Annotated in this window: 9 protein-coding genes and 1 pseudogene; 5 read left to right on the forward strand and 5 right to left on the reverse strand. The window is 63.6% G+C overall.

Annotated elements, in window-relative coordinates; all coding sequences use genetic code 11:
• Positions 1–30 precede the first annotated feature (30 nt).
• The 3 genes and pseudogenes from AK81_RS28480 to AK81_RS17800 all read right to left on the reverse strand — a co-directional run.
• Positions 31–1023: pseudogene (locus tag AK81_RS28480) on the reverse strand (AI-2E family transporter); the annotation flags it as partial.
• 70 nt (positions 1024–1093) lie between these two features.
• Entirely contained in the window at positions 1094–1381 is a 288-nt protein-coding gene (locus AK81_RS17795; protein WP_043200853.1) for a PsiF family protein, read from the reverse strand.
• A 62-nt stretch (positions 1382–1443) separates the two neighbouring features.
• Entirely contained in the window at positions 1444–2232 is a 789-nt protein-coding gene (locus tag AK81_RS17800) for an AraC family transcriptional regulator (RefSeq protein WP_043200855.1), read from the reverse strand.
• Positions 2233–2458: 226 nt separating this feature from the next.
• On the opposite strand from AK81_RS17800, the gene AK81_RS17805 reads away from it, so the two are divergent.
• Positions 2459–3331 (forward strand): DMT family transporter, encoded by an 873-nt coding sequence (locus AK81_RS17805; RefSeq protein ID WP_043200857.1) that lies wholly within the window; start codon positions 2459–2461, stop codon positions 3329–3331.
• Here the strand turns inward: AK81_RS17805 and AK81_RS17810 are convergent.
• Positions 3328–4218, reverse strand: a complete 891-nt coding sequence (locus tag AK81_RS17810; protein WP_043200859.1) for an esterase/lipase family protein — start codon at positions 4216–4218, stop codon at positions 3328–3330. The two genes, AK81_RS17805 and AK81_RS17810, sit on opposite strands and share 4 nt — an antisense overlap.
• A 123-nt stretch (positions 4219–4341) precedes the next feature.
• Between AK81_RS17810 and osmE the strand changes: the two genes are divergently transcribed.
• Both osmE and AK81_RS17820 read left to right on the forward strand, forming a co-directional pair.
• Positions 4342–4683 carry an osmotically-inducible lipoprotein OsmE gene (gene osmE / locus AK81_RS17815; RefSeq protein ID WP_043200861.1) on the forward strand — a complete coding sequence of 114 codons (342 nt, stop codon included), beginning with the start codon at positions 4342–4344 and terminating at the stop codon, positions 4681–4683.
• Between the two features lie 48 nt (positions 4684–4731).
• Positions 4732–5262 (forward strand): ferritin-like domain-containing protein, encoded by a 531-nt coding sequence (locus tag AK81_RS17820; protein WP_043200863.1) that lies wholly within the window; start codon positions 4732–4734, stop codon positions 5260–5262.
• A gap of 109 nt (positions 5263–5371) precedes the next feature.
• Here AK81_RS17820 and AK81_RS17825 read toward each other — a convergent pair whose 3' ends face one another.
• Positions 5372–7438, reverse strand: a complete 2067-nt coding sequence (locus tag AK81_RS17825; RefSeq protein ID WP_043200866.1) for an AsmA family protein — start codon at positions 7436–7438, stop codon at positions 5372–5374.
• A gap of 340 nt (positions 7439–7778) precedes the next feature.
• On the opposite strand from AK81_RS17825, the gene AK81_RS17830 reads away from it, so the two are divergent.
• The gene (locus tag AK81_RS17830; RefSeq protein WP_043200867.1) at positions 7779–8186 is read left to right on the forward strand and encodes a hypothetical protein; all 408 of its coding nucleotides are present in this window, start codon (positions 7779–7781) and stop codon (positions 8184–8186) included.
• 122 nt (positions 8187–8308) lie between these two features.
• Entirely contained in the window at positions 8309–8941 is a 633-nt protein-coding gene (locus tag AK81_RS17835; RefSeq protein ID WP_016501858.1) for a TetR family transcriptional regulator, read from the forward strand.
• The last annotated feature ends 205 nt before the right edge of the window (positions 8942–9146 follow it).

Raw genomic sequence — 9146 nt, forward strand, 5'->3', positions numbered from 1 at the left:
GCCATTGCTATGACCTGTACCGGCCTCTTCGCGCTTCAGCTCACTCTTCAGGTAGGCATAGTAGATCGGCCCCGCCACCACCCCTGGCAGCCCGAACGCCGCCTCGAACACCAGCATCGCCAGCAGCAGTTCCCATGCCTTGGCACTGATTTGCCCGCCAACAATCCGCGCGTTGAGGAAGTACTCGACCTTGTGGATGACGATCAGGTAACCCAGTGCCGCCGCCGCCACCCAGATCGACAGCGACAAGCCGACGATGGTGATCAGGGTGTTGGACATCAGGTTCCCGATCACCGGCAGCAAGCCCAGCAGGAAGGTCAGCACGATCAGCGTCTTGGTCAGCGGCAGGTGCACGCCGAACAGCGGCATCACCACCGCCAGGAAGATGCCGGTAAAGGCCGTGTTGAGCAGCGAGATCTTGATCTGCGCGAACACGATGTTGCGAAACGCCTTCACCAGCAGGTTCAGGCGCTCGAACAGCGCCGCCGCCAGGGGCTTGCGCCGGGATAGGTCGGGTATACGCTGCAAGGCGATGATCGCGCCGAGGATCATGCCGATCAGCAGCGTCACGAACATGTGCGCCATGCCCTTGCCCACCAGTTGCAAGTCGCTCAGGTGGCTCTTGATCCAGTCACCGATGGCCACCTTGAACTCAGCGGCACTGGCGGGCAGGTAGCCCTCGATGAACGGCGGCAGCTGGCCGCGTGCACGCTCGACCAGGGCCATGAACTTGTCCAGCGAGGCGCCGGGGTTTTCTGCCTCGTGCAGCAAGAAGCTGAAGGCACCGGCAATCAGCAGCGTCAGGGTGGTGACCACCAGCGTGCCGAGCAGCGCCACGGCAAGCCAGCGCGCGCGTTGGCCAGCCAGCAGCGGTTGCAGGCGCGGGGTCAGCATGTTGACCAGTTCGAACACCAGCAGGCCGGCCAGCAGGCTGGGCAGCAACTTCAGGGGCAAAGCCAGCAGCAGCCCGCCCATGACGATGATCAGGCTGGCCAGGGTGATCTGACGGGGGGTAAAGGTCATACAGCCTCGACGGCAGACAGCGGGAATGCCCGCAGTCTGCCAGCCTTATGCCTGCAGGCATAGGCGCGGGTCATTTCTTCTTCAGGCAGTCGCTCATGAAGGCCTTGCGCTCATCCCCCTTGAGGGTCTTGGTGGTGGCGTCGGCGTTGCAGGTTTTCATCTTCTCTTGCTGGGTTTGCGGCACGTCTTTCTTCAGGCAGGTGCTCATGAAGGCTTTGCGCTCATCGCCCTTGAGGGTTTTGGCAGTGGCGTCGGCGTTGCAGGTTTTCATTTTTTCCTGCTGCGCGGTATTGGCCGCGAAGCCTTGGGCGCTGAACAACACCGCCAGCACCAGCAATGGAATTTGCAGCACTTTCATGGAGTGGTCTCCTTGGCTCCGTGCCCGACGCACGGGGGTCGAGCTGAGTGTAGCCAAGAATTTCAGCGCCCCGCCCGTGCCTGCCGACGGTACTGCTCGGGCGTGCACTGGGCCTGGCGCTGGAACATGGCGATGAACGCCGACGCGCTGCTGTAGCCAAGGTCGAAAGCAATCGCCTGAATCGGCAGGCCCGCCTCCAGCGCTTCGATGGCCCGCAGAAAACGCAGGCGCAGGCGCCATTCGCCAAAGCTGATGCCCAGTTCGCGCAGAAACTGGCGGGCCAGGGTGCGTTCGCTGACATGCACGCGGGCGGCCCAGTCGGCCAGCGGGCGGTTATCACCAGGCTCGGCACTGAGGGCGTCGAGTACCTGGCGCAGGCCATCGCTGTGGGCAAACGGCAGGTAGCAGGCCTGGGTGGGCGCCAGCAGCAGCTGGTCGAGCAGTACCTGCACCAGGCGCTGGTCGCGCTCGTCCTCGGCCACCTTGAGGTCGCGCCGGGCGAAGTCGCCGAGGATGGCCTTGAGGATATCGCTGATCATCAGGCTGCACGGTTGCTGTGGCAGGGCTGCGCACAGGCTGCGGTCGAGATAGATGGAGCGGTAGACGATGGCCTGCGGGTTGTAGCAGCCATGCGCAGTATCGGGCGGTACCCAAACGGCGTATTGCGGCGGCGACAGGAAACGCTGGCCGGCCACGTCCAGGTGCATCACACCGTGAGCGGAGTAGTTGAGCTGGCCCCAGGCATGGCAGTGCACGGCGCTGTGGGTATCTGCAACGAACTCGTCGTGGCGAAAGTACACCGGGGCCGGGAGCTGGGTGAAGTGGGGGATATCGAGGTATTTGCGCGGCATGCTGTCTGCTTTGCGGGGTGGGTTGTCTGGATAGAAGTATAGGCTTATGGACAGACATTCGATAATACAGGCCTATCGAGGGCCTGCCTTGCAGGCCTTCGCGGGCTTGCCCGCTCCCACAGGATCTGCGCCAGCCTCCAGGCCTGTGATATCCCTGTGGGAGCGGGCAAGCCCGCGAAGGGCTGCAAAGCAGCCCCAATCCACGCCCCAATGAGTAACCCGCTACATGAATTACCTGTTCCCCCTCACCGCCATCCTCATCTGGGCCGGCAACACCGTGGTCACCAAGATGTCCGCCGGTGCCATCCACCCTGCCGAAATCGGCTTCTACCGCTGGCTGCTGGCCGGCTTGCTGTTTACCCCGTTCCTGCTGCCCGCCGTGTGGCGCAACCGTGCAGCCATCCGCCCACACCTGGGCAAGGTGTTCGTGCTCGGCGTGTTGGGCATGGCGATGTACCAGAGCCTGGCCTACTTCGCCGCCGGCATCACCAGCGCCACCAACATGGGCATCATCCTTTCGCTGATGCCGCTGATGTCGCTGGCACTGTCCATCGCCTGGCTGGGCCAGCGCCTGAGCTACGGTGCCCTGCTGGGCGCGGTGGTGTCGTTCTTCGGCGTGCTGGAAGTAGTCAGTGCCGGCCACCCCGCCAGCCTGCTGGAACACGGCCTGAACAGCGGCGACCTGTTGATGCTGGTGGCCACCCTGGCCTACGCGCTGTACAGCTTCCTGCTGAAGAAATGGCAGCTGCGCCTGCCACCGCTGCAGTTGCTGTACTTGCAGGTGCTGGTGGCCATCGTGGTGCTGCTGCCGCTGTTTCTGCTGTCGGACAAGACGGGCCTGAACAGCCGTAACATCGGCCTGGTGCTGTACGCCTGCGTGCTGGCCTCGATGATCGCGCCGCTGCTGTGGATGCAGGCCGTGCATCGCCTGGGGCCAAGCCGCACCACGCTGTTCTTCAACCTGCTGCCATTGATCACCGCACTGATCGCCGCCGTGGTGCTCGACGAGCAACTGGCCCGCTATCATCTGGTCGGCGGCGTGCTGACCCTGGTCGGTGTGGTGCTGGCCGAGCGCTGGACCACGCCGATCCGCCGCTAGAGCCCAGCAGCCTTGAGCCGGGCTGCATGTTCGGTGAACAGCCGCACCGGCTCGGCACCCTTGCCCACGGCGCCAAGCGACTGGTTGACGATATCCAGGTGATCGAGTGGATAGTCATCGCCGATCACCTGCCCCAGGTGCGAACTGAAACGCCCGACCATGCCGTCGCACTGGCCCTTTTCCTTGACGAAGCTGCGCGCAAACAGGCGGCAGAAGCGGTTGCTGCCGTCAAAGCGGTTGCGCCCCTGGTCGGTCAGGCCGGGCTGCAAGGTGCCGGACCACGAGTAGTAGCGCACGCCATTGACCTCATAAGCCCCCTCCCCGCCCCAAGTGTTCGGCAGGCCCTGTGGATAAGCCTGGTTGAACAGGGCTACCCCGGCGCTGGTCAGCGACTGGTGCGATGCATGCACATCGACCGGCAGCGGGTCGCGGCGCCAGCCGGTTTCCAGCCACACCAGCAACACGGCAAAGCCATGCAGCACGGCCTTCAGGATACGCCCCTGGGGTGACTCGCCCGGTGCCGTGCGCTCCAGGTGGTCGGCCAGTTCCGAGCCGTGGTTGGGGCCGGCCACCGAGGTGACCGAAGCCACGCGCTGCGGCCGCTTGGCCGCTGCGTAACGTGCGCTCAGGGCGCCCTGGCTGTGGCCGATGAGGTTGACCTTGTCGGCGCCGGTGCGCTGGCAGATGTCTTCGATGATCGCCAGCAACTGCTCACCGCGCACCTCGCTGGAATGCAGCGGCGAAACCTGCACCGGAAACACCTGCGCACCGCCCTTGCGCAGGGCCGGCACGATGCCGAACCAGTAGGGGTAGAGCACTACCCGGACAAACCCGAGCATGCCCGGCACCAGCACCAACGGGTATCGCGTGGCCAATTCCTGCTGCATTGCCCCAGCCCCTTTCCGTGGACGACCGGCCAACACTACAGCGCCAATCATGACCATCGCAATCGAACTCCCGGCGCGCGCTGTGGTTCCAAACCACACAGACCCTTTGCAAGGAGCGGGACCATGTACAAGCAGACCCTGGCAATCCTTCTGGCAAGCGCCACCCTGGCCGCCTGCGGCAGCCGCCCGGAAAACCCGGTGGACTACGTCACCTACCGCGACGAACCGCTGGTCAAGCAGGTGGAGCACGGCATGACCATGCAGAAGGTCATCGCCATCGGGGGTAGCCCGTCGAACGTGATCGATCTGCCGCACGGGGGTACCTGCAACGACTACATCCTCAACCGCGACGGCAAGCAACAGCCCTACTACGTGCGCTTCGACGCCACCGGGCACGTCGATGCCAAGGGCTTCAAAACCTGCAAAGAGCGCCAGGAGGACAGCGATGCCGTCCATGGCGCCTAAGCCTGCGTCCCACCCTCACCTACCGTACTGATCTGTGTGGAGATAACCATGAGCAACGTTGAACTGACCGATGTGAAAACCCTGCGCGAGCGTGCCCGCCAACATGTCGAGCAAGGCGCGGTGACCGAGGGTTATCACGCCGATCGCGAGGAAATCCTGCGCCTGATGAACGAGTCGCTGGCCACCGAGCTGGTCTGCGTGCTGCGCTACAAGCGCCACTACTTCATGGCCAGCGGCATCAAGGCCAGTGTGGCTGCCGAGGAATTCCTGGAGCATGCCAAGCAGGAAGCCGAACATGCCGACAAGCTGGCCGAGCGTATCGTGCAGCTGGGCGGCGAGCCGGATTTCAACCCCGACAACCTGACCAAGAATTCCCATGCCCAGTATGTGGCGGGGAATTCGTTGAAAGAGATGGTGCTGGAGGATTTGGTGGCAGAGCGGATCGCCATTGATAGCTACCGCGAGATCATTCAGTACATCGGCGATAAAGATCCGACTACGCGGCGCATCTTTGAAGACATCCTGGCGCAGGAAGAAGAGCACGCGGACGACATGTCCGACCTGTTGCAAGGGCTGTAATCGCAGGGGCTGCTTTGCAGCCCATCGCGACACAAGGCCGCTCCTACAGGGATCGCGTACCCCTGTAGGAGCGGCCTTGTGTCGCGATGGGCCGCACAGCGGCCCCCTGCTATTTCCGCCCTTTCACCGCAGCCGGCGCCTTCCCGGCCTTCATCTGCTGCAACAGCGGCGTGCACTGGTTGGGATCATCGCCACTGCTAGGCGCAATCAGCGCCAGCAACCCCGCCGCCGGCCCGGCCACCACACCCAGCGCCACCATGCCCGCGCCACGCAGCGCCAGCGGCAGCGCCTGCACGCCGGCATTGGGCTTGGCAAACGGCCCACGCACATACAGCGGCGAACGCAGCGAGAACAGCCGCAGGCCTTTCGATTCCGGGGTCACCTTCAGGTCCAACTGCTCGGAGGCAAAATTGGCCGTGCCGTTGATGTAGATGATCGCGTTCTCGGTATCAAAGATGAACAGGCGAGTCGTCGCCACCCCGTCCTTGATACCCACATCAGCCGCCGCGCAATTGATCTTCACATCCTCATCACCGAACAGCTTGCCGACCACGTAGTTGCCCACGTTCAAGCCGGCGATCTCCATCAGGCTGCGGCTGATCGCGCCATCGTTGATCAGCATGCGCAGGTCACCATTGGCCGTCCCCAGCAAGGCCGCCACCGAATTGCCCCGGCCGCTGATGTCGGCATCGCCGTTCAGCTCACCAAAGCTGGTCTGCATCGGCGCGAAAGTGGGGAACAGCTGCTTGAGCTTGAAGCCTCGGGCAGTCAGCTGGGCGCGGCCCTGCAAGGGCACGCTGCGACCGTCCAGGCGGATTTTGGAGGCCAGGTTGCCACCGGCCACGCCAAAACGCAGGGGCTCCAGGCGCAGCAGGCCGTCTTCAAGAATCACGTGGGCCGAAAGGTCATTGAACGGCAGTTGCGTGCTGTGCACGATGCGCTTGCCGGCAAAGGTGACGTCGGCATCCATCGCGCGCCAGCGCTCGGTGCGGAATTCTTCTACCGGCAGCACCTTGCCCGTCGGCTGCTTGCTGGCACCCCCACGGGCCTTCTGCTCGGCGTTGGAATCGGCGCCGATCAGTGGCGCCAGGTCCTTGAACAGCAACTGGTTGGACACCAGTTTGCCAGACAGCTTGGGCCGTGGCTGGCTGGCGACGAAGGCCAGGTCGCCGTGGATATCACTGTCGCCGATCTTGCCGTTGAAATTCTGGTAGTTGAACGTCGCGCCTTGCGCGGCATGCAGGTTGGCGCTGAGTCGACCGTCGGTCGAGTAGGCCGGGGTGTCTGGCAGGGTTACCCCGGTCAATGGGTAGAGGTTGCCCAGGCTGGCACCGGACAGGCGCAGGCGCAGGTCGAGCGCGCCGAGGTTGCGCGGGTCGGTGAGGGTGCCGGCGAGCACCACATGGGTGTCGGCGATGCGCACGTCAGCTTGCAACGGGAACGGCTGGCTGGCGTCCTGCAGGGCCAGCAGGCCACCAATCTTGCCGGTGCCGGACACCGGCTGGCCTTTGTAACGGCCCTGGGCCTTGAGCCCGAAGGCGTAGTCCTGTGCACCGCCGGCCTTCTCGGCGCTGGCCTTGCCGACGATATCGCTGAACGGGATCGGCTTGCCCAGTGGGTCGATCTGCACCTTCATGCTGGTTTTCAGGGTCTGGTCGTCGAAGCTGACATTACCCTGGTCGAAACCGATAGCGCCGATATCCAGCTGCCATTTGGAAGGCTCAGCGTTTTCATCCTTGGGGCCGAAGTCGAACGTCCAGTTGGCACGGCCATCGGCCAGGCGGGTGAGGCTGGCAGTGGGCCTGGTCAGGTCGATGCGCGGGATACTGATCTGCTGGAACAGCAGCGGCAACGGCGCCAGGCGGAACTCCACGCGCTCCAGGCCGACCATTTTCGGTTCCTTGAGCCACTCCGGGTTGCCCAGGGTCAGGTCCTCGGCAATGAAATGCGGCCACGGCACCCAGGCACGCCAGCCACTCTCTTCAGGCTCGGTGCGCCAGTGCAGGGCCAGGTTGCCGTTGATTGCGAAGGGCCGGTGCAGGGCCTCGGAAACCTTTTCGTTGAGCAGGGGCTTTACGCGGTTCCAGTCAAAGGTGGCGATCACCACCACCAGAATCGCCAGCAGGGTGAGCAGGGTGGCGAGGGCCCAGACGAGGATTCTGGCGGGACGCGTCATTGCGTGATTCTCCTTGCGGCATGGCACAAAACTGGCGCAGCGATGGCAGTCAATATCTCGGACTGTGGAAAACCCGTGGGGTTTTATCGAGAGCGCCATGATAGCGAAGTTTTCCTGGCCTTTTGCTCAGCAATACGTCGCGCCAAGCGATGCCTGCTACCCGGCAACAGCCCAACCAGATCGTCATCAGCCGACCTGTAATGCGCTTCCCAGAGCGGTTGCAAACCTCTATCAATGCGGTCGATTGTTACCATTACCCGTATGAACTTCTCTCTGGCGTTACCGAGCGTAGCATTGGCTCCGTACCCACTTTCCAGCCCCCGAGAGGAGCACCGAAATCATGAAACGCCATCTGCTGACCCTGACCCTGTCCATCCTGGCTGCCAACGCTTTTGCCCTGCCAGCCGACGAACAGCACCTGACCGCCGAATCCCGCTCCAGCGCTGCCGAAATCGCCCAGCCGCTGAAAACCGTTGCCGAAGGGGGCTCTGACCGCCTCATCGAACGCTCTGGCCGTGTAGCTGAAGGTGGCTCGGATCGCCTGATCGAACGCAGTGGCCGCGTTGCCGAAGGTGGCTCGGATCGCCTGATCGAACGCAGTGGCCGCGTTGCCGAAGGTGGCTCTGATCGCCTCATCGAACGCAGTGCTCGCGTTGCCGAAGGTGGCTCCGATCGCCTGATCGAACGCTCTGGCCGCGTTGCTGAAGGTGGCTCGGATCGCCTGGTTGAACTCAGCCGTGTGAGCTGATCACCATGGCCGAAAAGAACAACCGCTGTCACACCGCTTGCTCCCCTCCAGGCCCGGTCCATTGACCGGGCTTTGTTTTTTTATCTAGAGTGCCCAGCCTTACCGTCAAAGAAGCCCGCACCATGCTGCCGCGCGCCGAACAGAAACTACAGACCCGCCAGGCCCTGCTTGATGCCGCCTGCCTACTCATGGAGAGTGGCCGTGGTTTCGGCAGTATCAGCCTGCGTGAAGTGGCGAAGACGGCCGGCATCGTGCCCACCGGCTTCTACCGGCATTTTCCCGACATGGACGCCCTGGGCCTGGCCCTGGTGGCCGAAATCGACACCACCTTCCGCCAGACCATCCGCCTGGTGCGCCAGAACGAATTCGAACTGGGTGGCATCACAGATGCTTCGGTGCGCATCTTCCTCGACGTGGTGGCTGCACACCGCGCGCAGTTCCTGTTTCTGGCCCGCGAGCAATACGGTGGCTCGCAAGCCGTACGCCAGGCCATTGCCCGCCTGCGCCAGGACATCAGCGACGACCTGGCCACCGACCTGGCGCGCATGAAGCGCTGGCAGCACCTGGACAACGCCGCGCTGGCGGTGATGGCCGACCTGGTGGTGAAGACCGTGTTCGCTACCCTGCCAGAGCTTATCGACAGCCCCGAATCGGGTTATCCACAGGCACTGACGGCGCAAGAAAAGATCACCCAACAGCTGCGCTTCATCTTTGTCGGCGCGCGGCACTGGCAAGGGCTCGGCAACCCAGGCTGATGGGTGGCCTGTACCGGCCTCTTCGCGGGTGAACCCGCTCCCACAGATAACCCACACTGCTCAGGCGTGTAGTCATCCTGTGGGAGCGGGCGTGCCCGCGAAGGGGCCGGCACAGGCTACCGAAAACCCCAGTTCTGCTACCATGGCGCCCTGCCCGACAGCGACGAGCGCCGAAATGTCCAACCCCCGCCCCACCCTCCCTGAA

Origin of the sequence: Pseudomonas putida W15Oct28, assembly GCF_000708715.2 — a bacterium.
In the GTDB taxonomy this organism is placed as follows: domain Bacteria; phylum Pseudomonadota; class Gammaproteobacteria; order Pseudomonadales; family Pseudomonadaceae; genus Aquipseudomonas; species Aquipseudomonas putida_R.